Raw genomic sequence first — 710 nt, 5'->3', positions numbered from 1 at the left:
GGATATTGTCGCGATAAGTGGCTGTCTCCGACAGCCGCTGCTGCGTAGCTCGGATTCCCTCCTCCGTAGCAACGATCTGACGCAGGACACTATCGTAGTCCCGGCGAAGGCCGCGCAGTTCATCTTCGGCGTCCCCTGTCAACTGCTTGTCGATCTCTTCGATCGCCGCCGAGGCAGAGTAGATGTCGTTCTGCAGTCGCTCTTGGCGGGCCCAGAGGATGCGCAGGGCTTCGGGGTTGGCGGCGGCCAGCTGGGCTTCCAGCGCATCGAGGCGACGGCGCGCGGACGCCAGTTCGCGTTGGCTAGCGTCGTCGCCCGCGTCGGTGCCACCGTCGACCAGGGCGCGGATCTTTGCCTGGGCATCCTTGCCCACCATCTGCAGGCAGGTGGGGCAGCTGGGATCGGAGCCGTGAGCGAGGCTGTGCAGCACCTGAGCCCGTGTAACGGCCACCTGGAGGTCCGACTCCCGAGCGCGCAAATCGGCGACGGCCGTGGCTAACCTTGGCCGGATCAAGGCTGCCCACGCTGGCGACATCGCCTTGGTCAGCTCCTCGCCAGCCTCAGCCAGGCGGGTCCTAGTCTGACTGCGCTCCTCCTCGAGGCGATCACGCTTCTCCAGCAGCGCGGTTAGGCGCTCGCGCCGGCGCATGTCATCCTCGATAGCCGCCTTGTGGCCCCGAAGCGTCTCCAGATCACCCTCGAGTCTGAAC

Annotated in this window: 1 protein-coding gene; it reads right to left on the bottom strand. The window is 66.2% G+C overall.

The window, feature by feature from the left end:
• Positions 1–649: hypothetical protein (locus tag EOA86_RS37120; protein WP_206630277.1), on the bottom strand; the 649-nt coding region annotated here is incomplete at its 3' end.
• Between the last annotated feature and the right edge of the window lie 61 nt (positions 650–710).

It is taken from the genome of Mesorhizobium sp. M5C.F.Ca.IN.020.32.2.1 (assembly GCF_004023105.1).
Taxonomy (GTDB): Bacteria; Pseudomonadota; Alphaproteobacteria; order Rhizobiales; family Rhizobiaceae; genus Mesorhizobium; species Mesorhizobium wenxiniae.
Note: the sequence above shows the minus strand (reverse complement) of the source record. Positions and strands in the feature narration are given on the sequence as shown.